The 26,932-nt window shown below is 53.7% G+C and carries 22 protein-coding genes, 3 rRNA genes and 1 pseudogene; 25 read left to right on the top strand and 1 reads right to left on the bottom strand.

Annotated features, from left to right (window positions below; translation table 11 throughout):
* The first annotated feature begins 17 nt into the window (after positions 1–17).
* The 23 genes from QDI87_RS03030 to QDI87_RS02920 all read left to right on the top strand — a co-directional run bounded on the left by QDI87_RS03030 (position 18) and on the right by QDI87_RS02920 (position 20,706).
* Positions 18–602, top strand: coding sequence for a hypothetical protein (locus tag QDI87_RS03030; RefSeq protein WP_278742192.1), 585 nt, complete (start codon positions 18–20; stop codon positions 600–602).
* Positions 603–1,233: 631 nt separating this feature from the next.
* Positions 1,234–2,794, top strand: a 16S ribosomal RNA gene (locus QDI87_RS03025).
* A 225-nt stretch (positions 2,795–3,019) separates the two neighbouring features.
* Positions 3,020–5,940 (top strand): 23S ribosomal RNA (locus QDI87_RS03020).
* A gap of 68 nt (positions 5,941–6,008) precedes the next feature.
* Positions 6,009–6,125: ribosomal RNA gene (gene rrf / locus QDI87_RS03015) — 5S ribosomal RNA — on the top strand.
* The 16S, 23S and 5S rRNA genes sit together here, the layout of an rRNA operon.
* A 109-nt stretch (positions 6,126–6,234) precedes the next feature.
* Complete coding sequence (locus QDI87_RS03010; RefSeq protein WP_036378701.1) at positions 6,235–7,776, top strand: hypothetical protein; 1,542 nt, start codon at positions 6,235–6,237, stop codon at positions 7,774–7,776.
* A gap of 149 nt (positions 7,777–7,925) precedes the next feature.
* A complete protein-coding gene (locus tag QDI87_RS03005) occupies positions 7,926–8,285 on the top strand; it encodes a hypothetical protein (protein WP_051652306.1) in 360 nt (119 codons plus the stop codon).
* A 216-nt stretch (positions 8,286–8,501) separates the two neighbouring features.
* A complete protein-coding gene (gene ttdA / locus QDI87_RS03000; protein ID WP_036378702.1) occupies positions 8,502–9,401 on the top strand; it encodes a L(+)-tartrate dehydratase subunit alpha in 900 nt (299 codons plus the stop codon).
* The gene (ttdB, locus tag QDI87_RS02995) at positions 9,401–10,012 is read left to right on the top strand and encodes a L(+)-tartrate dehydratase subunit beta (protein WP_036378700.1); all 612 of its coding nucleotides are present in this window, start codon (positions 9,401–9,403) and stop codon (positions 10,010–10,012) included. Before ttdA ends, ttdB begins: the two co-directional genes overlap by 1 nt.
* A gap of 149 nt (positions 10,013–10,161) precedes the next feature.
* Positions 10,162–11,436: a M18 family aminopeptidase gene (locus QDI87_RS02990; RefSeq protein WP_244881946.1), complete on the top strand. Its 1,275-nt coding sequence runs from the start codon at positions 10,162–10,164 to the stop codon at positions 11,434–11,436.
* Between the two features lie 151 nt (positions 11,437–11,587).
* The gene (locus tag QDI87_RS02985; protein ID WP_036378698.1) at positions 11,588–12,337 is read left to right on the top strand and encodes an esterase family protein; all 750 of its coding nucleotides are present in this window, start codon (positions 11,588–11,590) and stop codon (positions 12,335–12,337) included.
* A 61-nt stretch (positions 12,338–12,398) separates the two neighbouring features.
* The gene (locus QDI87_RS02980; RefSeq protein WP_278742190.1) at positions 12,399–13,592 is read left to right on the top strand and encodes an ATP-grasp domain-containing protein; all 1,194 of its coding nucleotides are present in this window, start codon (positions 12,399–12,401) and stop codon (positions 13,590–13,592) included.
* A gap of 132 nt (positions 13,593–13,724) precedes the next feature.
* On the top strand, positions 13,725–14,474 hold the full coding sequence (gene pstB, locus QDI87_RS02975) for a phosphate ABC transporter ATP-binding protein PstB (RefSeq protein WP_036378693.1): 750 nt from the start codon (positions 13,725–13,727) through the stop codon (positions 14,472–14,474).
* Position 14,475: 1 nt separating this feature from the next.
* Positions 14,476–15,153: a phosphate signaling complex protein PhoU gene (phoU, locus tag QDI87_RS02970; RefSeq protein WP_278742189.1), complete on the top strand. Its 678-nt coding sequence runs from the start codon at positions 14,476–14,478 to the stop codon at positions 15,151–15,153.
* A 191-nt stretch (positions 15,154–15,344) separates the two neighbouring features.
* Positions 15,345–15,938 (top strand): nitroreductase, encoded by a 594-nt coding sequence (locus QDI87_RS02965; RefSeq protein ID WP_278742188.1) that lies wholly within the window; start codon positions 15,345–15,347, stop codon positions 15,936–15,938.
* Positions 15,939–15,950: 12 nt separating this feature from the next.
* Positions 15,951–16,550 (top strand): histidine phosphatase family protein, encoded by a 600-nt coding sequence (locus QDI87_RS02960; RefSeq protein ID WP_278742186.1) that lies wholly within the window; start codon positions 15,951–15,953, stop codon positions 16,548–16,550.
* 257 nt (positions 16,551–16,807) lie between these two features.
* Positions 16,808–17,059, top strand: a complete 252-nt coding sequence (locus tag QDI87_RS02955) for a DUF1653 domain-containing protein (RefSeq protein ID WP_036378684.1) — start codon at positions 16,808–16,810, stop codon at positions 17,057–17,059.
* A gap of 62 nt (positions 17,060–17,121) precedes the next feature.
* Positions 17,122–17,493, top strand: a complete 372-nt coding sequence (locus QDI87_RS02950; RefSeq protein ID WP_278742185.1) for a PAS domain-containing protein — start codon at positions 17,122–17,124, stop codon at positions 17,491–17,493.
* Positions 17,481–17,648 carry a hypothetical protein gene (locus QDI87_RS02945; RefSeq protein WP_278742183.1) on the top strand — a complete coding sequence of 56 codons (168 nt, stop codon included), beginning with the start codon at positions 17,481–17,483 and terminating at the stop codon, positions 17,646–17,648. The genes QDI87_RS02950 and QDI87_RS02945 overlap by 13 nt, the downstream gene beginning before the upstream one ends.
* Entirely contained in the window at positions 17,624–18,136 is a 513-nt protein-coding gene (locus QDI87_RS02940) for an RNA-guided endonuclease TnpB family protein (protein WP_341460094.1), read from the top strand. Before QDI87_RS02945 ends, QDI87_RS02940 begins: the two co-directional genes overlap by 25 nt.
* 166 nt (positions 18,137–18,302) lie before the next feature.
* The gene (locus tag QDI87_RS02935; protein ID WP_036378965.1) at positions 18,303–18,686 is read left to right on the top strand and encodes a GGDEF domain-containing protein; all 384 of its coding nucleotides are present in this window, start codon (positions 18,303–18,305) and stop codon (positions 18,684–18,686) included.
* Between the two features lie 26 nt (positions 18,687–18,712).
* Positions 18,713–19,432, top strand: coding sequence for a DUF554 domain-containing protein (locus QDI87_RS02930; RefSeq protein ID WP_036378963.1), 720 nt, complete (start codon positions 18,713–18,715; stop codon positions 19,430–19,432).
* Between the two features lie 165 nt (positions 19,433–19,597).
* Positions 19,598–20,011 carry a gamma-glutamyl-gamma-aminobutyrate hydrolase family protein gene (locus tag QDI87_RS02925; RefSeq protein WP_051652330.1) on the top strand — a complete coding sequence of 138 codons (414 nt, stop codon included), beginning with the start codon at positions 19,598–19,600 and terminating at the stop codon, positions 20,009–20,011.
* A complete protein-coding gene (locus QDI87_RS02920; RefSeq protein WP_081828499.1) occupies positions 19,972–20,706 on the top strand; it encodes an amino acid permease in 735 nt (244 codons plus the stop codon). The genes QDI87_RS02925 and QDI87_RS02920 overlap by 40 nt, the downstream gene beginning before the upstream one ends.
* Before the next feature lie 209 nt (positions 20,707–20,915).
* Here the strand turns inward: QDI87_RS02920 and QDI87_RS11750 are convergent.
* Positions 20,916–21,513: pseudogene (locus tag QDI87_RS11750) on the bottom strand (transposase); the annotation flags it as partial.
* A gap of 141 nt (positions 21,514–21,654) precedes the next feature.
* Here QDI87_RS11750 and QDI87_RS02910 point away from each other — a divergent pair.
* Both QDI87_RS02910 and QDI87_RS02905 read left to right on the top strand, forming a co-directional pair.
* A complete protein-coding gene (locus QDI87_RS02910; RefSeq protein WP_081828495.1) occupies positions 21,655–24,216 on the top strand; it encodes a DNA methyltransferase in 2,562 nt (853 codons plus the stop codon).
* Positions 24,209–26,932: a DEAD/DEAH box helicase gene (locus QDI87_RS02905; protein ID WP_036378888.1), complete on the top strand. Its 2,724-nt coding sequence runs from the start codon at positions 24,209–24,211 to the stop codon at positions 26,930–26,932. Before QDI87_RS02910 ends, QDI87_RS02905 begins: the two co-directional genes overlap by 8 nt.

The following is a 26,932-nucleotide window of genomic DNA, read 5'->3' as shown; positions in this document are numbered from 1 at the left end:
AAGAAAAGAGGAATAGCATGAAGAAAATCATTGCCGTGAGCCTGTTAGTCGTTGCCATGACTGCACTGCTGCTCGGCTGCGGTCAGGCAAAGCTGACATCGCAGGAAGTCAAGGGCGGCGTGACGAGCTTGCAGATGGACCTGCCGTTCACGCTCGAGCAGCAGCCGAAGGAAGAGACAGCGAAGTCGAACGACTATGTCAAGTCCATCACAGACAGCCGCATCACGCAGGCCAAGGGCATGGACTTTCACCTGATGCAGTTCACGACGTACGTCATGAACGCCGATAAGCTGAAGAGCGATGCGGCAAGCAAGGCTCAGTTCGAGCAGAAGGCGCTTAATGGCTATCTGACAGCCTTTGAGCAGAATGCCAAAGCGAGCGAGAACTCGCGCGATACCCGAAACATCACGATCTCGGGAAAAGATGCGAGTGTCACGACGATCCAGTGCAAGATGCGCGGTGAGGATGAAGTGATCAAGGTCGTCTTCCTTCCTCTGCCTGAGGAATACTGGTTCATCGCCTTCGCCTATCCGAAAGAGCATGAGAGCGATCAGGGAAAGCTCGCCGATAAGATCATCGAGAGCATCCAGGTCAAGGAATGACTGGCAAAAAAGTTGAGAGAATCAGGTATTTTTCAGATAAGTTGAGGTGTTTTTCAGATTGCCCTGTTACAATGCAATTGTCGATAGGGAAAGCCGATATCCCCAAGGGCTTCTCTACAAGACGTGAAGTGAATCCCACTTCCTCCATTTCTCTCTAAGATAAATGATTCTTTCCCAAAGAAGACGAGCAGCTGTTCATCCCACAGCTGCTCGTCTTCTTTTATCATTTTTCAAAAAAGGTGTTGACAAGCAGGGGCGAAGCGTGTAATATAATACAAGTCGCTGCGAGAGACACGGGAGCGGACAGATGAGAAGCCTTGAATGGCAAGCATCTGAAAGTGAAGAGTTTCGAGTTCAGACAAAAAAGAAATTTTAAAAATCTCTTGACAAACTGAACGGGCTGCGATAAAATAATAGATGTCGTAAGGAACGAAAAACAAACGATTCTGAAAAGACAAAGTTGTTCTTTGAAAACTAAACAATGCAACATGAATCATTTGTGATTCAAGCCAGATGTTTTTAAAAACATCGATTGATTATGAACATAAGCAATCGGCAATTTCTTTACTAAGCTTCATTTTTTGAAGGTTAGACCAAAAGATAATTAGAGCCAATCAAGGTTCTTCATAATTTTATGGAGAGTTTGATCCTGGCTCAGGACGAACGCTGGCGGCGTGCTTAACACATGCAAGTCGAACGAGACGATTGAAAGCTTGCTTTTGAGAGTCGAGTGGCAAACGGGTGAGTAACGCGTAGACAACCTGCCGTAAAGATGGGGACAACAGTTCGAAAGGACTGCTAATACCGAATGTTGTAGAGTTTCCGCATGGGGATCCTACTAAAGGTGGCCTCTACTTGTAAGCTATCGCTTTACGATGGGTCTGCGTCTGATTAGCTAGTTGGTGGGGTAACGGCCTACCAAGGCGACGATCAGTAGCCGGTCTGAGAGGATGAACGGCCACATTGGAACTGAGACACGGTCCAGACTCCTACGGGAGGCAGCAGTGGGGAATCTTCCGCAATGGGCGCAAGCCTGACGGAGCAACGCCGCGTGAGTGAAGAAGGGTTTCGACTCGTAAAGCTCTGTTGTCGGGGACGAATGTGGAGATGGTGAATAACCATTTCCAATGACGGTACCTGACGAGGAAGCCACGGCTAACTACGTGCCAGCAGCCGCGGTAATACGTAGGTGGCGAGCGTTGTCCGGAATTATTGGGCGTAAAGGGAGCGCAGGCGGGAAGGTAAGTCTATCTTAAAAGTGCGGGGCTCAACCCCGTGAGGGGATGGAAACTATCTTTCTTGAGTGCAGGAGAGGAAAGCGGAATTCCTAGTGTAGCGGTGAAATGCGTAGATATTAGGAGGAACACCAGTGGCGAAGGCGGCTTTCTGGACTGTAACTGACGCTGAGGCTCGAAAGCGTGGGGAGCGAACAGGATTAGATACCCTGGTAGTCCACGCCGTAAACGATGAATGCTAGGTGTAGGAGGTATCGACCCCTCCTGTGCCGGAGTTAACGCAATAAGCATTCCGCCTGGGGAGTACGGCCGCAAGGCTGAAACTCAAAGGAATTGACGGGGGCCCGCACAAGCGGTGGAGTATGTGGTTTAATTCGACGCAACGCGAAGAACCTTACCAGGGCTTGACATTGAGTGAAAGGGCTAGAGATAGTCCCCTCTCTTCGGAGACACGAAAACAGGTGGTGCATGGCTGTCGTCAGCTCGTGTCGTGAGATGTTGGGTTAAGTCCCGCAACGAGCGCAACCCCTATCCTTTGTTGCCAGCACGTAATGGTGGGAACTCAAAGGAGACTGCCGCGGACAACGCGGAGGAAGGCGGGGATGACGTCAAGTCATCATGCCCCTTATGTCCTGGGCTACACACGTACTACAATGGGATGGACAGAGAGCAGCGAAGCCGTGAGGCCAAGCGAACCCCATAAACCATCTCCCAGTTCGGATTGCAGGCTGCAACCCGCCTGCATGAAGTTGGAATCGCTAGTAATCGCAGGTCAGCATACTGCGGTGAATACGTTCCCGGGCCTTGTACACACCGCCCGTCACACCACGGAAGTCATTCACACCCGAAGCCGGCAGGCTAACCGCAAGGAGGCAGCCGTCTAAGGTGGGGGCGATGACTGGGGTGAAGTCGTAACAAGGTAGCCGTATCGGAAGGTGCGGCTGGATCACCTCCTTTCTAAGGAGTAAATGGACGCGAGTCCATGACTCTGGTCGGTCATCCGGCTGTTGCATTGTCTAGTTTTGAGGGAATAACCCTCATTGCACACTGAAAACTACACAGAAGAAATGAAATGTATCGAAATCATCGAGTCGCACGACAGTGTGAACAGAATGGTTAGAACGAACATTTTAGGATTCAAGCATAGACATCATATTTATATGAACCTATGGCATAACAAATAGTTAAGCTACAAAGGGCATATGGTGGATGCCTAGGCGTTCCGAGCCGATGAAGGACGCGATAAGCTGCGAAAAGTCATGGGGAGCCGCAAGTAGGCTTCGATCCATGGATTTCCGAATGGGGCAACCCGATACGAGTCATGTCGTATCATCCATGTGTGACATGGACGGCACACCCGGTGAACTGAAACATCTAAGTAGCCGGAGGAAGAGTAATCAAACGAGATTCCCTCAGTAGCGGCGAGCGAACAGGGAAGAGCCCAAACCGGACGTCTTCGGACGACCGGGGTTGAGGACCAGCATCAAGTCAGTCAGGGATAGTCGAACAATCTGGGAAGGTTGAGCACAGACGGTGAAACTCCGGTAGACGAAATCCAGAGCTGATGGGCTGGTATCCAGAGTACCACGAGACACGTGAAACCTTGTGGGAAGCAGGGTGGACCACCATCCAAGGCGAAATACTACGGAACGACCGATAGCGCATAGTACCGTGAGGGAAAGGTGAAAAGAACCGCGGGAGCGGAGTGAAATAGAACCTGAAACCGTATGTCTACAAGCAGTCGAAGCACTTTATATGTGCGACGGCGTGCCTATTGAAGAATGAACCGGCGAGTTAATTTCAGAGGCGAGGTTAAGCGGGAGACGCGGAGCCGAAGCGAGAGCGAGTCTGAATAGGGCGGAAGTCTCTGGGATTAGACCCGAAACCACAGTGATCTATGCATGGCCAGGTTGAAGCTCAGGTAAAAATGAGTGGAGGACCGAACCCGTGAGTGTTGAAAAACTTTGGGATGAGCTGTGCATAGGGGTGAAATGCCAATCGAACGTGGAGATAGCTGGTTCTCCCCGAAATAGCTTTAGGGCTAGCCTCAGGTAACACATGGAGACGGTAGAGCACTGATCGGGTAAGGGAGCGTAAAGCTTACCGAGCCTAGTCAAACTGCGAATGGCTTCATGAGAAGAGCCTGGGAGTCAGAATGCGAGTGATAAGACCCGTATTCAAAAGGGAAACAGCCCAGACCGCCGACTAAGGTCCCGAATGCTGTACTAAGTGGAAAAGGATGTAGGACTTCCAAAACAACCAGGATGTTGGCTCAGAAGCAGCCACCATTCAAAGAGTGCGTAATAGCTCACTGGTCGAGAGGCCCTGCGCCGAAAATATCCGGGGCTCAAGTACAGAACCGAAGTCGCGGCATGCGCAAGCATGGGTAGGGGAGCGTTCCAAGTTGGTTGAAGGCAGACCGGAAGGACGGCTGGACGACTTGGAAGTGAGAATGCTGGTATGAGTAGCGAAACGATCCGTGAGAATCGGATCCACCGAAAGCCTAAGGGATCCTGAGCAACGCTCGTCGACTCAGGGTAAGTCGGGACCTAAGCCGAGGCATAAAGCATAGGCGATGGACAACAGGCGAAAATTCCTGTACTGCATGATGTTGTTTGAGGATGGAGTGACACAGCAAGGAGCTTGAGCGCGCGATTGGAAATGCGCGTCGAAGGCGGTAGGCTGATGTAGAGGTAAATCCCTGCATCAAGGCCGAGAACTGATAGATAGGAGCGTACTTCGGTACAATCCAAATTCAAGCGTACTACACTGTCGAGAAAAGCTTCTAACGAGACATCATGTACCCGTACCAAAACCGACACAGGTAGGCGGGGAGAGAATCCTAAGGTGCGCGGGAAAACCCTCGTTAAGGAACTCGGCAAAATGCATCCGTAACTTCGGGAGAAGGATGGCCGGAGCTGGTGAAGACCTTCGCGGTTGGAGCTGGAGTCGGCGGCAGAAGAGAAGCCCAAGCGACTGTTTACCACAAACACAGGTGCCTGCTAAAGAGAAATCTGACGTATAGGTGCTGACACCTGCCCGGTGCTGGAAGGTTAAGAGGAGAGGTTATTCGCAAGAAGAAGCTTTGAATTGAAGCCCCAGTAAACGGCGGCCGTAACTATAACGGTCCTAAGGTAGCGAAATTCCTTGTCGGGTAAGTTCCGACCCGCACGAAAGGTGTAACGACTTGGGCACTGTCTCAACGAGGGACCCGGTGAAATTGAAATACCTGTGAAGATGCAGGTTACCCGCGACTGGACAGAAAGACCCCATGGAGCTTTACTGCAGCCTGACATTGATTTTTGGCATGTAACGTACAGGATAGTTGGGAGACGGAGAAGATAGGCCCCCAGGCTTATCAGAGTCGCTGTTGGGATACCAACCTTTATGTGCTAGGGATCTAACTCGAGAAGTAACGAAGCTGAGGACAGTATCAGGTGGGCAGTTTGACTGGGGCGGTCGCCTCCGAAAGAGTAACGGAGGCGTCCAAAGGTTCCCTCAGCGCGGACAGAAATCGCGCGAAGAGTATAAAGGCAGAAGGGAGCTTGACTGCGAGACATACAGGTCGAGCAGGTACGAAAGTAGGGCTTAGTGATCCGGTGGAATGAGAGTGGAATTGCCATCGCTCAACGGATAAAAGCTACCCTGGGGATAACAGGCTAATCTCTCCCAAGAGTCCATATCGACGGGGAGGTTTGGCACCTCGATGTCGGCTCATCACATCCTGGGGCTGAAGCAGGTCCCAAGGGTTGGGCTGTTCGCCCATTAAAGTGGTACGTGAGCTGGGTTCAGAACGTCGTGAGACAGTTCGGTCCATATCCATCGCGGGCGCAAGATACATGAGGGAGACTGCTCCTAGTACGAGAGGACCGGAGTGGACGGACCGCCGGTGTACCAGTTGTTTCGCCAGAAGCACAGCTGGGTAGCTGCGTCCGGAAGGGATAAACGCTGAAAGCATCTAAGCGTGAAGCCCGTCCCGAGATGAAGTATCTCATAGCACAAGCTAGTAAGACACCTTGAAGAAGACAAGGTTGATAGGGTAGATGTGGAAGTGCTGCAAGGCATGAAGCTGACTACTACTAATATGTCGAGGGCTTAACTAGAGAACTGAAATGTTCGCAGAGTAATTTCTTCTGTATAGTTTTGAATGTGCAAGCATTCAAATAGAATATCCGGTGATGATGCCTGAATGGTTCCACCTGTTCCCATACCGAACACAGTAGTTAAGCATTCAGAGGCCGAAAGTACTTGTCTGGAGACGGACTGGGAGGATAGGAAGTTGCCGGTTAAGCAAGGGCTCCGCTGAGGCGGAGCTTTTTTTGTGCTCTGAAAATGAATGTGGTATAATGAATGCGTTATTATATTGAAAGCTGATTGGAAGATTGAGGGACGACAGCATGAACAATGTCTATGCACTCGTAGAGCACTTTTATGAAAACAACATCGATGCGGAACCGATACTCGCACAGGACTTCCTGGAGAAGTATCTGCGCAAGCACGCTTGGCATGGTGCAGACGATCGGGCTCTCCAGAGAATCTGGGCCGTTGTCCGTATGCTCATCACCTATATCGAGCAGATGCATCTCTATTCCTTCGCATCGCTGACAGTCTACGATTATCAGGAGATTCTCTATCGACTGGCACAGTCTGAGACCAATTTTGACCTGACGGAGGCAGATGTCAAGGAGTGCTTTGACATCATGGAAGATTTCTATGCCTGCTATCACAAGGAATATGAAGATGGAGATGAACTCGTCTACCTGCAGGATGCACGCGCGTCTGTCTACGAAGATGGGAAGTTCCTCATGCCGCCGCGCCGCTCGCAGGATGAGTTCTACAGCTCGCTCAACCATCAGGAGAACGTCACAGAGGAAGATGTCGATAAGCTCAATGCGTTGCTCGACGATCTGCTGCACCGCGTCGGCGTGTATTTCCATGGGAAGCAGTTCCTGCGCGATATGAACCGCGCCCTGCTGCTCTATTCTGGACCCGACTATGCGTCCATTCCCGCCGAGGATAATCTGACGCCTGAACAGGAGATGTACTGGCTGAGCTTCTGGGATTACTTCCTGTTCGACTACCACATGATTGAATCAGATGAAGTGCCGCTGCGCTACTATTTCCAGCATGAGAAGGCGAGATTGACTATCTCAGAGCAGGATATCATCCGCGATCTCCTGGGCGCGAAGTTCACGGTCTTTTATGTCGAGAGCATCCGCGAAGACTTCGTGACCTGCCGCAATCTCTTCACGGATGAGTGCATCGATCTGCCAGACCCCGACTGGATTTATCCCGATGCCGAGCACATGATCTTCTTCGGCCATTTGCATGCGCGCGGGGTCATGATGCTCAACTACGTGACTTCGCTGCCCGCGAGCGACAAGCTGCGCCGCCGCATGAAGGATATCATCCTGCGCCAGCTTGAGTTCTTCCGCTGCCAGAAGCCCGGCGCGACACTCGACGACTTCTTCCAGCGCGATGCCGTGGCCGTTCGCCATACGCTCAACATCATGGCGAACTTCGCGCAGCTCAATGTCGTGCCGCTGCGCAAGGCACCGAAGCCCCTGCCAGTCAATCTCGATATCCGCCGGAGCTTCCAGGATGAAGAGCGCGTCCTGCGCGAAGTCTCGCTCAGGATTGGGTTCAGTGCCTTCTCGGTACAGTTGATCTGCAAGCTCTTTGAGGATTACATGTCCGTAGCGGACCCCGCTCCTTACCCGGAAGAGATGCCTGCCATCATCACGGCTTGCCTGCTTTGCTACGGCACGATCAACGGCCTCGATTTCGAGGATATCCCCGAACTGTACGATCTCTTCGGTGCCGACCACGATGCCATCCAGCACCACATCGAGACACTGCGCCAGCGCCTCGGGTGCACCCGCTTCGATCCGCGCTACCTCACCGAGGAGGGCACCGTCTCATCGCTGTACCTGAGCTGAGGAGAATGGCAAGTGCAAGGTGCTCGACTCGAAGATGGTGCAGTATCCATCAGGGGGCGTTGCTCGATGCGGTGCAGGGCGAACTCAAGCTGACAACGGTTGCGATTTCAGTAAGATAATAGATTCAGTAGTAAAGAAAGAGGTGTATCATGCAGGAGCGTGAGAATCAGACGGGAAGCTCGGCGGAGGAACCGCGCGTACGAGTGATGTCGGAGGACGAAGCGCGGGATTATCAGGGTGTGACGATCGAAGAACACAAGGATGGCAGCGGGCAGCGCGTCGAAGACGCACAGGACCGCTATGGGAGCGCCGATGGTCTGCATGGTAGCGGCATCCGCATCCACACGTTCGGCACGGCGAACTCGATGAATTGGCTGACGAAGGCGGCACTCGTCGTCGGCGGGGCGGCTGTCGTCGCCTTCCTCGTCTTCGTGGCCCTGCCGGTACTTCTCGCAGCCGCAGGCATCGGCGTGGCATCCTGGCTTTTGCTGCGCTTCTTCAGGGGCTGACCGTTCGCTCTTCAGAAGACCTCATCCAGCAGATGGGATGGGGTCTTTTTTTGTACCGTATATAATAAAATATCTATGTAGTTTATAGATATAATGGTATTAGACTTATGATATAGGGATGGCTATAATAAGAATCAAGAAAGACAAAGACAAGCTCCACTGAGGTGAAGCGGGAATCAAACACGAGAGCATACTGGAAAGATAGGAGCGATGACGATGGAGAGAGAAGAAGCCGTCAAGCACATGACGGATGTCATGGCAAAATTTGTAGCCTTCACAGGAAAGCGCCTGCCGGATGATGTGCGCGCAAAGATCGAGGAGCTGGCTCAGCAGGAGGAGGAACCTCTGGCCAAGGCAATCTACAAGACTATGGAGCGCAACCAGGAGCTCGCAGTGAAACTCAATCGCCCGAGCTGCCAGGATACGGGCGCATTGCAGTTCTTCATCAAGTGCGGTACGGAATTCCCGTATATGGCAGAGCTGCCGGAGCTCCTGCGCCAGGCCGTCGTGCAGGCGACGAAGGATGCGCCGTTGCGCCACAATGCTGTCGAGACCTTTGATGAGTACAATACGGGCAAGAACGTGGCCAAGAACATCCCGTCTCTTTTCTGGGACATTGCACCGGGCCGCGATGACTGTGAGATCTACACCTACATGGCGGGCGGCGGCTGTTCACTGCCGGGCCACGCCAAGGTCCTGATGCCGGGCGAGGGCTATGAAGGCGTGACGAAGTTCGTGCTCGATGTCATGACGAGCTACGGTCTCAATGCCTGCCCGCCATTGCTCGTCGGTGTCGGCATCGGCACTTCGGTCGAGGTCGCGGCACTGCAGTCGAAGAAGGCGCTGATGCGCCGCATCGGCTCGCACAACCCCAATCCAAAAGCAGCGAAGATGGAGCGGCTCTTAGAAGACGGCATCAATGCGATCGGCCTCGGCCCACAGGGCTTGCGCGGCAAGAACTCGGTTCTCGGGGTCAACATCGAGAACAGCGCGCGCCATCCGTCTGTCATCGGCGTGGCCGTCAATGTCGGCTGCTGGTCACACCGCCGCGGCCACATCGTCTTTAACAAAGAACTCAACTACACGATCGATTCGCATTCGGAGGTGGATTTCTGATGGCTAAGAAAGTACTCACGACGCCAATCAGCGCAGAAGATCTCGAGGACATCCATGTTGGCGATGTCATTTACCTGACGGGCAAGCTCACGACGTGCCGCGATGTCGCGCATCGCCGTGTCATCGAAGAGGGGCGCAAGCTGCCGGTCGATATCCGCGACGGCGCCATCCTGCACGCAGGCCCAATCATCCGTCAACGCGGCGAGGGCGACTATGAGATGGTCACCGTCGGACCGACGACCTCGATGCGCATGGAGAAATTCGAGGAGGCATTCATCAAGGAGACCGGTGTCCGCCTGATCATCGGCAAGGGCGGCATGGGTGAGGGGACGATGCGCGGCCGCCGCGACAACAAGGCCCTGCACTGCGTCTTTCCTGCGGGCTGTGCCGTCGTCGCGGCGACCTGTGTCGAGAAGATCCTCTCGGCCAACTGGAAAGATCTCGGCATGCCGGAGACGCTCTGGACCTGCCAGGTCAAAGAATTCGGCCCGCTCATTGTCTCCATCGACACGCACGGGCGCAACCTCTTTGAAGAGAATAAGGTCATCTTCAACGAGCGCAAGGAAAAAGTCTTCCAGGAGATCGCCAGCCAGGTCGGCTTCATCAAGTGAGTGTTATCTTTGCATATATCAGACGAGCATTGCCCTGCGGGCGGATGCTCGTCTTTTGTCTTTGTCCGGCGTGCGGCTGGCTGCATGGTACAGGTGTGCGATTGTGCTATAATGAGAGGAGCAGAAGCAAATGAGAAGGAGTGATTATCTTGGATTTTCTTTCGTTTTTACAGCGGGCCGTCACGCCGTTCCACGCGGTGCAGGCCGGAGAAGAGATGCTGCATGAGGCGGGCTTTACAGAACTTGACCTGCGAGCTCCCTGGCGCCTGCAGCCGGGCCGGTCGTACATGACGCGCGTCTTTGACTCGACACTCGTGGCGTTTCGGATCGGAGAAAAGCCGCGCGCACACCTGCACGTCGCGACGGCGCATACGGATTTCCCCTGCCTGCGCGTCAAGCCGTCGGCGCTTGTCTCCACGAAGGGATACGGCACGCTCAATGTCGAGGTCTACGGCGGCATGATACGGAGTTCCTGGCTCGACCGGCCGCTGTCGCTCGCGGGCAAGGTCGTGCTCGCGGGCGAGGATCCGTACGAGCCGGAGGTACGCCTCATCGACATCGGCAGGCCGCTACTGACGATTCCGCATCTCGCCATCCACATGAACCGCAAGGTCAACGAGGGCGAGACGCTCAATCCGCAGAAGGACCTGCTGCCGCTCTTTGCGATGCTCGGCGACGGCGCGCGCAAGGATGCGGGCGATGCCTTCCTCGACTTCCTGGCAAAGGAATGCCAGCTTGACCGCGAGCGCATCCTCTCGTATGAGCTCACAGTCTATCCGACCGATGCACCGTGCCTGCTAGGCGCGAAACAGGAGTTCTTATCGGCTTCGCGTCTCGACAATATGACATCCGTCTACGCCTGCCTGGAAGGAATCCTGCACGGCAAGAGCGCGGACGGCATCCAGTGCATCGCGCTCTTTGACAATGAAGAAGTCGGCAGCTGCACGAAGCAGGGCGCGGACTCCATGGCGCTGCCGAACATCCTCATGCGGCTCTACAGCTTACTCGGCTACGGACAGGATGCCTATTTTGCCGACCTCGCGCGCGGGTTCCTGCTCTCGCTCGACGTCGCCCATGCGCTGCACCCCAATGCACCCGAGAAAGCTGATTTGACGAATATACCGTGCCTTGGCGGCGGCGTGACGATCAAGGCGGCCTGCAGCCAGGCATATGCGGGCGATGCAGAGGCCATTGCGGTGACGAAGGCGCTCTGCCAGGCACACGCCATCCCGTATCAGATGTTCCTCAACCGCTCGGACATGCGCGGCGGCTCGACGCTCGGCTCGATGCTCTCGGCCAACATGCCGATGCGCGCGATGGATGTCGGTGCAGCCATCCTCGCGATGCATTCGGCCCGCGAGACGATGGCCCGTGCGGACCAGGGGGCGCTTGAGCGTCTCGTCACCGTCTTCTTTAGCCGTTGATTCCGCACATCTCATTCGTGCAATTGAGAAGGAAGGCCGTCCACTGCGGACGTCTTTTCCTGGCAGTTGACTTTTACCTGTAATGTTGTTAGACTAAGAAACTATAAACCGATTGTAATCCAATCGTGAATGCAAATAGGACGTGATAGTTATGAAGCGAGAATACAGATCCTGGTACAGTGACCGCCTGCAGCGCGAGATGAACATCCGCGTCTATGGCCATACGGGTACGCCGCTGCTCATCCTGCCGACGCAGGATTCGATGTGCGACAACTTTGAGAACTTCGGCATGATCGATACGGTTGCACCGGAGATCGAAGCGGGCAAGATCCAGCTCTTTGCCGTCGATACGGTGGACCGCGAGACGTGGTCGAATGTCTGGGGCGATAAGGGCTGGCGCGCTGCGCGTCAGGAGGATTACTACAACTACCTCATCGAGGAAGTCCTGCCGTTCATCCGCACGGAGAACGGCACGGGCCGCCTGCCGATTGCCGTCGGCTGCAGCCTCGGCGGGCTGCATGCGGCCATCGTCTTCCTGCGCCGCCCGGATCTCTTCGGCGGCATGATGGCGCTTTCGGGCGTCTACGACGCAAAGTTCTTCTTTGATGGCTGGGAAGACGGGACGCTCTACCAGAATTCGCCGGTTGACTTCCTCGCGAACATGCCCGCAGATCATCCCTACATCTCCCTCTACAATCAGCGCCGGATCGTCTTTTGCGTCGGGCAGGGTCGCTGGGAAGACGAAGGGCGGCGCACGACGGCTATCATGCGCGACATCTTTGCCGCCAAGGGCATCCACGCCTGGGTGGACTTCTGGGGCTATGATGTCGATCACGACTGGTGCTGGTGGAAGAAACAGCTGCGCTACTTCCTGCCGTACGTTCTCGGCGAGCAGGGCTGAAGATGCGCTCCCTGATGGCGCGATTGAATGGAATGTGAATTGAGAAAGGAATCTTGTACGAATGAATTTCATCTTTATCTCCCCGCAGTTCCCGAAACACTACTGGAATTTCTGCGACCGCCTCAAGAAGAACGGCGTCAATGTGCTCGGCATCGGTGACAGCCCGTACGATGCGCTCTCCGATGAGCTCAAGAATGCCCTGACGGAGTACTACTACCTGCCGCATCTCGATGACTACGGTGAGATGGTCAAGGCTGTCGGCTTCTTCACCTTCAAGTACGGCAAGATCGACTGGATTGAGTCGAATAATGAATTCTGGCTCGAGCAGGATGCGCGCCTGCGCACGGACTTCCATGTGACGACGGGCGAGCAGTACGACCACATTGACCGCATCAAGAACAAGTCGGCCATGAAGGCGTACTATGCCAAGGCGGGCGTGCCGACGGCGCGCCTGCACAAGGTCACCTCGTTTGAAGCAGGGCGCGACTTTGCGCACATGGTCGGCTATCCGGTCATCGTCAAACCGGACAATGGTGTCGGCGCCTGCGATACCTACAAGCTCCGCAGCGATGATGAGCTCGCGTACTTCTACGCGACGAAACCGCAGGATGTGCCCTATGTCATGGAGGAGTTCATCAATGGACAGATCTTCTCCTACGATGCGATCCTTGACTCCCACTCGGAGCCGCTCTTCGAGTCGACGACGGCCTGGCCGCCGTCCATCATGGACATCGTCCTCAAGCAGCTCGACCTCGCGTACTACACGGCAGCCACGGTGCCTGAGGCACTGCGCCGCGCGGGCCGCGCGACGGTCAAGGCATTTGGCGTGCGCAGCCGCTTCGTCCACCTCGAATTCTTCTGTCTCGCCGAGGACAAGGAAGGTCTCGGCAAGAAGGGGGACTTCGTCGGCCTCGAGGTCAACATGCGCCCTGCGGGCGGCTACACGCCGGACATGATGAACTACGCGCACTCGACGGATGTCTACCAGATCTGGGCCGACATGGTCACGACGGACCGCCGCATCCTGCCGGATTCCGGCCAGCACTGCTACTGCGTCTACGCAGGCCGCCGCGACTGCTACCACTACGTGCACAGCCACGAGGAAGTCATGCAGCGCTACGGCAAGAACATGGTCATGTGCGAGCGCATGCCGGAGATGATGGTCCCGCAGATGGGCAACCAGATGTACACGGTCAAGCTGCCGGATCAGCAGGCGACGGAGGAGTTCATCCACTTCGTCCAGCAGCAGTGCTGAGCACGACACATCTTTACAAAATCTTAACATCCACACAACAAAGCATCCCTGCAGAACGGGTACAATGATATTGTTCAGAAATGAAATATCAGGCACCCCGCAGGGATGCTTTTGTTTGGGAGGAACTCGCACATGAAAATGCAGGCAAAGAACCTCAATCTCTATTACGGGACACATCAGGCCCTGTTTGATGTCTCACTTGAGGTGCCGGAAAACAAGGTTGTCGCGCTCATCGGGCCGTCGGGCTGCGGCAAGTCGACGTTCTTGCGCACGCTCAACCGCATGAATGACCTCATCGACGGCGTGCAGATTGACGGCAAGATTACGCTTGACGATCGGGATATCTACGACAAGGATGTCGACCTCGTCAACCTGCGCAAGCGCGTGGGCATGGTCTTCCAACGTCCGAATCCATTTCCGATGTCCATCTACGACAACGTCGCCTACGGCTGCCGCGTGCACGGCCTGACGGACAAGAAGCGCCTCGACGAGATCGTCGAGAAGAGCCTGCGCGGTGCGGCGCTCTGGGATGAGGTCAAGGACCGGCTCGATGCCTCGGCCATGGGCATGTCGGGCGGCCAGCAGCAGCGCCTCTGCATCGCACGCGTCATGGCCGTCGAGCCGGAAGTCGTCCTGATGGATGAGCCGTGCTCGGCACTCGACCCGATCTCGACGATGAAGATCGAGGAACTCGTGCAGGAGATCAAGAAGGAGTACACGATTGTCATGGTCACCCACAATATGCAGCAGGCGGCTCGTGTCTCCGATTACACGGCATTCTTCCTCAACGGCAAGCTCATCGAACACGACACGACGGACGTCATCTTCACGAAGCCGCACGACAAGAAGACGGAAGACTACATCACAGGGAGGTTCGGCTGATATGGAACGCCAGACAAGACAGGAATACATCCACGACCTCGAAGTCGTGCAGGATCTCGTCGCCACTATGGGCGACAAGGCGCTCGACAATGTCGAGAAATCGATGAAGGCTCTCCTGGAAGGAGATACGGCCCTCGCGAAGAGCGTCATGAAGGCAGACGACGTAATCGATGACATGATTGTCGACGTCGAGGACAAGTGCATCCTCTTGATTGCCAAACAGCAGCCAATCGCGCATGACCTGCGCGTCATCGCGACGGGCTTCAAGATCTCGACGGATATCGAGCGCATCGGCGATCATGCCTTTGACATTGCCAAGACGGCAGTCTCCGTCAATGAACCGCTGAATCCGGACTGCAAGCACTGGATCGAGGAGCTCGGCAACAGTGCTGCGGCGATGCTGCGCCGCGCCGTCAAGGCGTATCGCGACAAGAGCGTCCAGGAGGCCGACGAGGTCCGCAAGCTGGACAAGCAGATGGATGAAGTCTTCGAGTACACGTTCTACGCACTCTCGGATTTCGTCACGAAGGAGGGGGCGCGTCAGAAGGGGGCGACACAGCTGCTCTTCATCGCGCGCTTCCTCGAGCGCATCGGCGACCATGCCGTCAACATCGCAGAGTGGGTCATCTATCTCGAGACGGCCGAGCGCATCCACCAGAAGAAGAACCGCCTGATCTGAGCCGTTCATACACCTATACATACATCCTCATGAGAAAAGACCGTCTGATCGCCTCCGCGCTCTGCGCTGGCTGGTGATCGGGCGTCTTTTTGTGCGGGCGATGGGCAGGGATTTGCGCATCTGTTGTCGAAAATGAATCATGATATAAGCCAGTGACTTGATATTCATCGATAGAAAAGGAGTGCTGAACCATGGATGTCTTTTCCTGCATTGCCACGCGCCACAGCACGCGCAAATTCAAAGAGGAACCTGTGCCGCAGGAGGTACTCGACAAGGTCATCGAGGCGGGCCGCCAGGCACCGAGCGGCAAGCACAAGAATCAGAGCCGCTTTATCGTGATCCGCAAGAAGGAAGTCCTGCAGGAGCTCATCACGCTCGTGCAGCAGGAGTTCGCGAAGATGGAGGTCACGCCGGAAAACGATGACAACTTCGGCGGGGCTATCCGCGCAGCGAAGAAGGGCGGCTATGTGTTCATGTACAACGCCCCCGTCCTCATCGTCGTAGCCAACAAGAGGGATTACGGCAATAAATATGCCGATGTCTCGTGTGCCATGCAGAACATGATGCTCGCGGCCAATGCGCTGGACCTCGGCTCGTGCTGGATCAACCAGCTGCGCTGGCTGCAGGACAATCCCGTCCTCCGGGCGTACCTGCAGAAACTCGGCATGGCAGAAGACGAGGAAGTCTGCGCTTCTCTGAGCATCGGCTATCCCAATACGCCGGACGGTCTTCCCGGCCGCCGCGTCATGCCGGTCACGGGCAATCCCGTCGTCTACATCGATTGAGCGAGGCTTATCATGCATACGAAGTTCAAGATCCTGATGCTCGTGCGCCACGGGCAGAGCACAGGCAATGTCGATCAGCCGACGCATGATCATGCGAGCATCCCGTTGACGGCGCTCGGGGAGGAGCAGGCGAAGAAGCTCAGCGCGCGCATCGATGTACGCCCTGACCTCATCGTCGCGTCATCGTTCCGCCGGGCTCAGCAGACAGCCGAGCCGCTGCGCGAGAAATTCCCGGATGTGCCTGTCGAAATCTGGCCGGATACGGCGGAGTTCACCTACCTCTCACCGGCACGCTGCCGGGGCACGCGGCGCACGGAGCGGCTGCCCTGGGTCAAGGCGTATTGGCAGAAGCAGGACCCGCGTTACTGCGACGGCGCAGGGGCGGAGACCTTCCACGATCTCGTCACACGCGCAAGGCTCGTCCTGCAGCGCGTCGAGGAGCGGCCGGAGGAGCGGGTCATGCTCTTTTCGCACGGCCAGTTCATCAGCTGTCTCTTGGACGTCGCGCGTCATCCCTATGCCACGGACGGCGAGCGCATGGCCATTTTCCGCAGCTTGCCCGAACTCGAGAACACGGGGCTCGTCTATCTGCTCCTGCCGCAGCACGAGTGATCGACATCGAAGGCGGAGGGGGACAAACTATCGTCTCATGCGAGAGGACATGGATGAAGATGGAGCGGATTTCCATTGCAAAATGTGTTCTCCTTCGCTATAATACTATTATATATAATGAAGAACATATAAGAGGCAGTAGATTCCTGCTTTGCAAGCCATGCAACATGATGGGAGCAAGAAAGCCGGGCCTTAGGGCTCGGCTTTTTGCTGTCATGAAGCTGGGAAGAAGACTGTTTTGATTGTGAGGGGATATCATGACAAGAGAACTTCCGAAACACGGAGAAATCTGGCGGCACTTCAAGAACCGCCTCTATGAGATCATCGAGTGCCCGGTCATCCACACTGAGACGAATGAGCGCATGGTCTGTTACCGTGCACTCTACGGCGATTACATGGTCTATGTGCGTCCGCTCCTGATGTTCATGAGTGAGGTCGATCGCGAGAAGTACCCTGATGCAGCGCAGACGTATCGCTTCGAGAGGGCTGTCCCGGCGGATGACTGCTGATAAGCGCATCGATTGCGGAAGACTCGATTGCGAGAAAAGAGACGGATGATGGGGGAGTATATATGATGAGAGAGCATTCCTGCTATGAAAATATGCCCAGCGCGTTTTGCCTGATGCGGGCAGATGGCTCCGAGCGCATCGTGCGATGTAACGAGATGATGCTCTCTCTGTTTCAGTGCAGCACCGAAAAAGCCTTCCTGGAATTGACGGGCGGCTGCCTGCGCGGCATGGTGATCGCCGAGGATTATCGGCAGATCTCGGCACAGCTCGGTGTCTGGCAGCGGGAAAAAGCGCCGATGCACATTATCTGGACTTTGAACTGTGCACATCGGCTGCTCACGTCCGGCGCGTCGACATGTACCTGCGCCGCATCGAGCAGGACGGTGAAGCGTTCTGGTCCATCTGCCTCATGGATGCCAATATGCGCACGCTGATGCATGTCCCCGGTGCCATGGACGGACTGCTGCCGCGCGGGACCTTTTATCAGGAGGCCCTGCGCCAGGCCATGAAAGACCGCGATATGCATGTCTTCGGCAGCCATATTACCGCAGGCAGAAACGACGGCTGGCCAACGCACAGCGCAAGCTGAGCCGTCGGATTGTCCGTGCCAAGAAAGAGCATCGCCCGCTCCGTGAGGCAAAGAACGTCGAGAAACAGCGCTTGCTCGTCGCCAGGCTCACGGCACAAGTCATGCAGCGCCGCAGAGATTTCCTGCACCGCACTTCCACGACACTGATCAAGAACCACGATCTGGTCGCAGCAGAAGAACTGCGGAGCCGGAACTTGCTGAAGAACCATGCCCTGGCTATGAGCATCCAAGACAATGGCTGGCGGATGTTCCTTAGTATGCTGAATTATAAGGCAGCACTGTACGGCAAGAACTTTGTCACCGTCGACCCGCGGAATACGACGCAAACCTGCCATGCTTGTGGCCATATCATGAGCGGCAAAGAGAAACTGACGCTCAAGGACCGCGAGTGGATCTGCCCGAAATGTGGGATACACCACATTCGCGACGTGAATGCGGCCAAGAACATCCTAGCGCGAGCCAAAGCAAAGCTCGTATCCATGCATTGATGCAAACCTATCTTGTCCGTTTGGCAACTTGCGGACGTGAATGGCTTTGGTAATTACCGGACCTCTGCTGTATCTCGCAAGACTGCGAATGCAGTAAGCCTGGCCTATCTAAGCAAATTGAGGTATCGAAAGATTCCCTCAAGCTCGCGACTTCAGTCGCGGGTAGTTGACCAATCTGCCCAAGGGCATCTCGTGCGCCTTCGTCTTCGGCGATGTCAACGGCCTCAAGCGCATGAACGATGTGCATGGCCACGAGGCGGGCGATGTGCTCATCAAGACCGTGGCCCGCATCATGCAGAGGGCACAGCAGGGCGCGGGTGAGGGCCATGTCTTCCGCATGGGCGGCGACGAATTCCTCATGATCGTCGAGCATGCCGACGGGCAAAAAACGGCGGCCATCATCCAGTCGCTGCGCGATGCGTTTCGCGCGAACAACGTCAGCGTCGCGCTCGGCCACCTCACGTGCATGACGCCCATCTCGGATATCGATGCCATCATCACCAAGGTCGACCGGGAGATGTACAAGGACAAGGGGCGGCAGAAGCGATGAGTGGTCATTGAGAAAGGTGTGATGTTTTGTTTCCAGGAATCGGTATTTTAGCAAATGTCGCGGGCATTGTCGCAGGAGGGATGCTGGGACTCGGCTGCGGGCGCTTGATCTCTGAGCGCTTCCAGAAGACGCTCATGATGGCTTGCGCCGTTGCCGTCATCTTCCTCGGCCTGACGGGCGCGGTCAAGGAGATGCTCGCGCTTGATGGCGGCGGCCTTGCGCTTGTCGGCACGAACTGCATGCTCGCGAGCCTCATCGGCGGCGCCCTCATCGGCGAAGCCATCAACATCGAGGACCGCATGGAGAAGTTTGGCATCTGGCTGCGCCGGAAGACGGGCAGCAGCGGCGACACGCGCTTCGTCGACGGCTTCGTCACCGCCTCATTGACCGTCTGCATCGGCGCGATGGCCGTCATCGGCTCCATCAACGACCGCCTGCTCGGCGATCCGTCCGTGCTCTTCGCCAAGACGGTCCTCGATGCCGTCATCGTCATGATCATGACGGCGACGCTCGGCAAGGGCTGTATCTTCTCGGCCCTGTCCGTCGGCATCTTTCAGGGTGCCATCTTCCTGGCCGCAGGCTTCCTCGAGCCCATCATGACGCCCGCCGCCCTCAAGAGCCTCAGTGCCGTCGGCGACATCCTGATCTTCTGCGTCGGCACGAACCTCTTCGGCCTGCCGCACGTGCGCGTCGCCAACTTCCTTCCCGCACTCGTCATCGCCGTCATCTGGGTGCTTGCCGGATGATGGCTGCCTGTATGAGCCGCCCTTTTGGGGCGGCTCTTTGCGTTCATCAAATTCTTTCTTGACAGAACGATGTAAAGTTGTTACACTGTCAATCATGAATGACAATACCTATTATATAAATATGTAAACAATGCATGTTGCGTGATGGGGAGGAAGAGGGGCGTTATGCGTACGGAGTGCAAAGATACGAGAGCGAGTCATCGCAAGAAACGGATCGGCATCGGGGGCAACCTGATGTTCATGGAGGGCGGGATATTCCCGGGATACGGGAAGTCATACGTCAACGACGACTATGTGCAGGCTGTCGCCTCGGCGGGCGGCGTGCCGATGATCCTGCCTGTGACGGATGAGGAAGATATCGTCGAGGCGCAGATCGAGGCCGTTGACGGCCTGGTCATCTCAGGTGGCTGGGACGTCGACCCGCTGCTCTGGGGTGAGGAACCGCACGAGAAGCTCGGCAGCACGCTGCCCGTGCGCGACACATTTGACCGGCTGCTCATCGCAGCGGCCAGGCGGCGCGGCCTGCCCATCCTCGGTATCTGCCGCGGGCTCTCTCGTTCGGCGCGGCCGCGCTCCTGATCTTCTACGCCTTCACGGGCTTCGAGGCCATCGCCGAGGCCGCGGAGGATATGGATGACCCGAGGCGCAACATCCCGCGCGCCATCGTCGTCGTCATGCTGCTCGTCTCTGCCTTCTACTTCCTCATCATGACCGTGTCCATCGGCGTGCTCGGCCCGGACCTCGCCGAGACGAAGACGCCGATCGCGACGGCAGCTGCCGTCTTCCTCGGCACGGGCGGCGGCCTGCTCGTCACCGCCGGTACGCTCGTCTCCATCGGCGGCATCAACCTGGCCTCGTCCTTCCTGACGCCGCGCGTCATCGTCGCCATCGCCGACGACCACATGCTGCCGCCAATCTTCTCGCGCTACAACCGCTTCCACACGCCGTACGTGGCCATCCTCTTCGCGACCCTCGTCGGCATCCTCATCGCCCTGTCGGGCAGCTTCACGACCTTGGCCGCCATCAGCGTCGTCTCGCGCTTCGCCCAGTACGTGCCGACCTGCCTGGCCATCCTCGTCCTGCGCAGGCGCGACCCGGAGCACCCGAGCACCCTGCCCGTGCCGTTTGGTCCCGTCATACCCGTCATCGCCGTCCTCGTCAGCCTCTGGCTCCTCGTCCAGGCCGACCTCCACAAGATCCTCTTCGGCCTCGGCGGCCTCTTGATCGCCGTGCCGTTCTACTTTCTCATGCGCAAGCAGTACCTGCAGCGCTGAGAAAAATCCGCCTGACCGTCATCCCCGATGATGACCGTCAGGCGGATTTTTGTTGCAGGAGATTGACGGGGATGGCAGGCAGGAGTTTTGCCAATCCCGTCGAATCTACTTTAGTAAACAACAATCCGAGCCTCATTTCGCCCTAATTTGTACCGCAAAAGCCGCTGCAATCGGCGAGAATAAGGAATCCAGGTAATAGGAGGCGAATTCCGTTGAATGTAATCCTCTGGCGTATCCGTGATGTCCTTGCCTTTCGGGAAGAACTCCCGTAAAAGGCCATTGGTGTTTTGTTCGCTGCACTGGCAGGACGCTCTTCGATGGGGTGCGATATGACGAACTTGCCACGACGTTCTTCGCTGCCTTTCTTGTGACGCCGTTTCCCGTGATGCCGTAGTTTCCGAAGTACGAACTTCGCTGAAGCTCCTGACGGGGTCAGCAGTCCTGCGTGGATAGCGCGGTAGATCGTCGGAACGCTGACGAGACGGCAGCCATGCTCCAACTGGATCCGTCCGACAATCTCCTCTGGCGACCAGTGGTACTCCAAGATGCAGGGGAGTGCAGAGTTGCATGCTCAAGGCGCTTATGCGGATGACAGGCTTCCCTGCGTTGCTTGTAGAGTGCTTGTGCAGTCAATGGGCAATATGGCATGGGCTGGTCAACAGGAGCCGCATTGCGGCGAAGCTCACGCGAGATGGTCGACTTGCTGCGCTTCAGCAGACGGGCAATCTCCGTGATGGATGTGCCCTCAGCAAGAAAAAAGAGTATCTTTTCTTGCTCAAATGGTGTAAGATGTGTGTAGTGGCACATAGGCTCTCCTTTTGTTATAGGTAGTTCTCTTCAAACACCATTATAGCAAAGAAGTCTATGTGTCATTTTAATTTGGTTGTCTAGGAACTGTTGCACTTAGATTGTAAATCCATCGGATTAGACTTTACGGAGGAAGATATTATGCCACGTAAGAAAAAGAAAATGCTGACGGAAAAAGAAATAGCAAAGATGCGCACGGTCGATGCTTATGAGCATAGCGGCCATAAGAGGGCGAATAATCCAAAGGCAGGGTATGCCCGTTATGACCGGGTGAAGGAAGAAACGACTAAGTATGCCTATGACCCGCATATCGATCCGACGTTACAGTGGGCAGGTAAGCAGGAAGGCACCAGCTTTGAAGTGCCAACCAGTTCTATCCATATTCATGAGTCCATTAAGCCGCATAAGATATTGCGCAAAGTAATGAAGGCTACTTCTGGCGATTATCAAGCAAATCAGATATCGCTGTTCCCGAATCTGACGCCGTTGGATACTATGCGGGCACGCCAGCAGGATTTACAGTTCTATAAGCATGGTGTGGACTGGACGAACCGTCTGATTGCCGGCGATAGTCTGGTGATTATGAATTCGCTTTTACAGAAGGAAGGTATGGCCGGTAAAGTCCAGATGGTCTACTTCGATCCACCTTATGGGATAAAGTATGGCTCTAATTTTCAGCCGTTTGTTAACCAAAGAGATGTCAAGGATGGTAAGGATACTGACCTTTCCCAGGAGCCTGAGATGATTACAGCGTTCCGAGATACCTGGGAGTTGGGGATTCATTCATATTTAAGCTATTTACGGGATCGTCTGCTCTTGGCTAGGGAACTTTTAGCAGATAATGGCAGCGTGTTTATACAAATAAGTGATGCAAATGTCCATCATATTAGGGAAGTTTGCGATGAGATTTTTGGGCCAGAAAATGAATGTGCTACTATTGTTTGGAAAAAAGGTACACCAAATGCAAAAATAATAAGAAATTCATTTAACTATTTATTATGGTACTGTAAAGATATAAATAAAATTAATAAAAAGGTACACAAATTATATACGGAAAGAACAGGAATAGAAGGGTCAACAGAAGATCCTCGTAAGTTAGCGTTATGGGGAGAATTTAAGAACGGAGAAGTCAGACCATTAACTACTGATGAAAAAAGAAATATCATTGGGACAAGAGAAAAAGCGGATGTTTTTCGTGTAGATAAAGTAATAGAGAGAGGTGATGATGGAGATAAAAGATTTCCTTTTTCTATCGACGGTGAGGATTTTGTCCCAAAGCAAGGGTATGTATGGCGTGGAAATCTTGAGCAAATGACAAGGCTTAGAGATGAAAATAGATTGGTCAAAACCCCAAAAGGATATGGCTATAAATTTTATATCACAGATTATCCGGTCATAGAAATCACCAATTTATGGGAAGATACTGCAGGAAAAGTCAATAACATGATATATGTGGTCCAAACAAATGATAAAATAATTCAACGCTGCATGCTTATGTGTACGGATCCTGGCGATTTGGTTATGGATATAACTTGTGGCAGTGGAACAACAGCTTGTGTAGCTGAACAATGGGGACGCCGTTGGATTACTTGCGATACATCTCGTGTAGCTATAGATCTGGCAAAGCAACGGCTGATGACATCTACTTATGACTATTACAAGTTGGCCCAGCCTGAGCAAGGCGTGGATAGCGGCTTTGTCTACAAGACGGTGCCGCATATAACATTGAAATCTATTGCAAATGATGAGCCTCCTGCTACTGAAACGTTGTATGACCAACCGGAGATTGACAAAACTAAGGTACGGGTGACGGGGCCATTCACAGTGGAGTCTCTGCCAGCTATCACAGTCAAGCAAATAGATGGTGAGGCTTCGGATACTGTATCGGACATGACTGCCAAGCAGGATGAATACCGCGAGGAAATACTGGCCACTGGCGTTATCGGTAAAGCAGGCGAGAAATTGGAATTTACCAGAGTAGAGGCGGCGCCAGCAACCTTTGCTTATGTCCAAGCTGTAGGTGAGACTAAGGAGGATAATCCCCGTAAGGCTGCTATTCATTTTGGCAGTGAAACAAAGGTTCTGGATGCAGGCCGGGTAGAGGATATTTTTGATGAAGTTCAGTCTATGCGGCCAACTCCCCAGATTATCATTATTGCGGCATATCAGTTTGATCCAGAGGCTACCAAGCTTATAGAAGAAACGAAATGGCCGGATATGCAGATTTTTGCCGTGCAGATGAATACTGACCTGATGACGAGCGATTTAAAGAAGAAACGTTCCTCCAACCAGAGCTTCTTCTTCATTGGCCAGCCAGACGTTGAGCTTATCCATGATGGTCGTACAAAGGATGTCTATAAGGTCAGGGTAAATGGTTTTGATTATTATGATCCGAAAACTGGTAAAGTGAAGTCTGGTAGCGCAAATAATATTGCGATGTGGATGCTGGATGAAGATTATGATGGCAGTTGTATAGAACCAGAGCAGATATTCTTCCCGTTGGGAGGAAAGTCAGGCGGATGGCATAAACTGGCTAAAACACTTAAAGCAGAACTGGATCAGGAGGCAATAGAGCAATATGCAGGCAATGTATCATTGCCGTTTAAGATTAAGCCTGGCCAGAAAAAGGTCGCTGTAAAAATTATCGATGATCGTGGTATTGAGTCCATGAAAGTACTGAAGGTGGGTGAAGATAATGGCTGATGGAATCGACCACCTGATAATTAACTCTGCTTACGAGGAACCGAAGTATCATTGGCTGCATGATGATAACGGCCAAACCTTTCATAAAGAGCCCGGGCGCAGACAGGCGGGCTACTTTATCATGGGGCAAGGGAGTAACCAGTATAATGATGTTGGACAGTTCGTTCCTTTGCCACTGGTAAACCGTATCCGTCCCCGTGTTAAAGCATGGCGTGAACTGGGGTTCCCAGGAGTAACTGGCGTTACTCGTGATCTCCTGATGCACTGGGAAAATCAAGAAATGCGACGGTATCCGTTCTTCTTTTGTCAGTTGGATGCTATCGAAACCCTTATTTGGCTTACAGAGGCTCCGGCTAGTGATCGTGTAGGCTGTGATGTGCCGGGGGATGGTGGTGATTTCCGCCGTCTTTGTACAAAACTTTGTACCGGTGGCGGAAAAACGGCTGTCATGGCCATGCTTATTGCATGGCAGGTATGCAATAAGGCGGTATATCCTCAGGATAAACGTTTTACGAAGAATGTACTCATTGTGGCTCCCGGTCTTACCGTTAAAAGCCGTCTACAGGTGCTAGCTTTAGGGGAAGGCAATTATTATGATGTCTTTGCTGTAGTTCCTGATGGTTTGAAGGATAAATTGTATCAAGGCCATGTTAAGATCGTTAACTGGCAGTCTATGGCCTGGGAAACTGATGAGCAGCTGGCAAAGAAGAAGTCTGTTGATAAGCGCGGCGCCAAAAGCGATGAAGCCTATACGCGTGAAGTGCTGGGCGAAATGGCTAATGCCCGTAATTTGCTGGTCATTAACGATGAAGCCCATCATGCATGGCGAAAGAATCCGGAAAATAAGGGGAAAACAGACCTTAAAGGACAAGAGAAAAAGGATTTCAAGGAGAGTGAAGACGAAGCTACTGTTTGGGTGAGTGGTCTTGATCGTATTCATAAAACCAGGAATATCCTCTGCTGCTATGATTTCTCTGCTACTCCGTTTGCGCCGTCTGGTAAGAAAAATGGTGAAGAAGCACTATTTGAGTGGATTGTTAGCGATTTTGGCCTAAATGATGGTGTCGAAGCCGGCTTAGTTAAGACGCCGCGTATTGTGGTGCGTGATGATGCCAAAGTGGATGCTAAGACGATGAAGTCCAAGCTCTACCATATTTATGCGCAAGAGGAAGTCAAGGCCGATATCAATCAGGCTGTTGGCCCGGAAATTCCGCTGCCCAGCCTGCTTAATCAAGCATATTTACTTCTGGGGCGTGATTGGCAAAAAACATATAAATCTTGGCAGGAACAGCAATTCAATGTTCCACCCGTGATGATAACCGTAGCCAATCGAACGGAAACGGCAGCTCGTATTAAATATGCGTTTGACCATGATGATATCGATGTACCAGAGCTTTGTGAAGAAGAATATACTGTGCAGATTGATTCAAAGGTACTGAAGGCTGAAGGTAAGGCCGGCGACGAACTGCGCGAAATGGTTGATACAGTGGGCAAGATAGGCAAGCCTGGTGAGAAAATTCGTAATGTCATCTCGGTAGGTATGCTTTCTGAAGGCTGGGATGCTAATACTGTTACGCATATTATGGGCTTACGAGCTTTCTCAAGTCAGCTGTTGTGTGAACAGGTTATTGGCCGCGGCCTGCGACGCCGTTCTTACGATGTGGATGAAGAAACCGGTCTGTTTACACCAGAATACGTCAATATTTTCGGTATTCCGTTCACGTTCCTGCCTGCAGAAGATGGTACTGGAGCGGATAAGCCAACTAAACCGAAGACGATGATTTATGCTATGCCGGAACGAAATGAATATAGCATTGAATGGCCCAATATCCTGCGCTTTGACCGTGAATATAAGCCAATGTTATCATTGAATCCTGCTGATGTACCTGTATTGACATTGGATGCTAGTGATACACGTTTTAGCGCAGAGATGTCCCCTGTTCTCGATGGGTATGCGGATCTGCAGCAGGTTACAGATATCGACTTAGAGAAGATTGATCAGGAAGCACGTTTGCAGACTATCATATTTAAGGCTGCTGGCAAGGTCTACGATATGATGAAGGCCGGCTGGAAGGACGAGAACACTAAGCTGGCAATGTTGGGGCAAATCATCAAATTGGTCGAAGGTTTCTTAAAATCCGACCGTATTTGGATAGAGCCATCGCTGTTTTACACCGATGATTTACGGCGCCGAGTTATTTACAAGCTGAACATGACGAATATAGTTCAGCATCTTTGGCAGTATATCAGCATCGAACAGACTGACCGCATTGTGCCGGTTTATGCATCTAAGCGTATTCGTAGTACATCAGATATGCCTAACTGGTACACGGGAAAACCAACTTGGCCTACCAAAAAGTCACAAATCAGTCATGTGGTTCTTGATAGTGGTTGGGAGAATACGTCTTCATATGTTTTGGAGCACAATGATCATGTCTGTGCTTATGCTAAGAATGACCACTTAGGATTCAATATCATCTATACTCACGAAGGTGTTGTCCGTCAATACGTTCCCGATTTCCTTATCAAGCTCGATAACGGCAAAACACTGGTATTGGAAATCAAAGGACAGGATTCTGCCCAGAATCGGGCTAAGCGTCTGGCGCTAGCAAACTGGTGTAAGGCAGTCAATGACCTGGGCGAATATGGCGAGTGGTATTCTGATGTTGCCTTTGATACTGCTGAAATAGAAGGCATATTGCGGAAATATATTTGA

This window comes from Mitsuokella jalaludinii (genome assembly GCF_928722185.1).
GTDB classification, from domain to species: Bacteria; Bacillota; Negativicutes; order Selenomonadales; family Selenomonadaceae; genus Mitsuokella; species Mitsuokella jalaludinii.
The sequence above is the reverse complement of the archived record's forward strand: the minus strand, read 5'-3'. Positions and strand labels throughout refer to the sequence as shown.